This window comes from Clostridium sp. ZBS15 (assembly GCF_023845705.1).
Lineage (GTDB): Bacteria > Bacillota > Clostridia > Clostridiales > Clostridiaceae > Clostridium > Clostridium aquiflavi.
The window spans coordinates 1-250 of record NZ_JAMQHY010000210.1 but is presented as its reverse complement, the minus strand read 5'-3'; the positions used below and the strand labels follow the sequence as shown (position 1 = coordinate 250).

Here is a 250-nt window from a genome sequence, read left to right as displayed (position 1 = left end):
AACTCTATTCAAAAGCTCTTTCATTTCACTAACTTCTTTATGCATAGAATCTTTAATCAATTCTGATGGTTTGTATGAATTTACCTTTGCTTCTGCCTTTAATTTAGTGGTTAAATTCAAAACAGCTCTTGTAGCTTCTTCATCTTTCTCTATTATTGTATTTTTATCAGAAGTTTCTAATAATCTTTTTATATTACTTAATGAATCCCCTATTTTATCATCTTTTTTATTGTTAGTTTTATTTGAATCT

At 25.6% G+C, this 250-nt stretch carries 1 pseudogene; it reads right to left on the bottom strand.

What is annotated here, in order from left to right:
* Window positions 1-250: pseudogene (locus NG904_RS17060) on the bottom strand (flagellar biosynthesis protein FlhF); the annotation flags it as partial.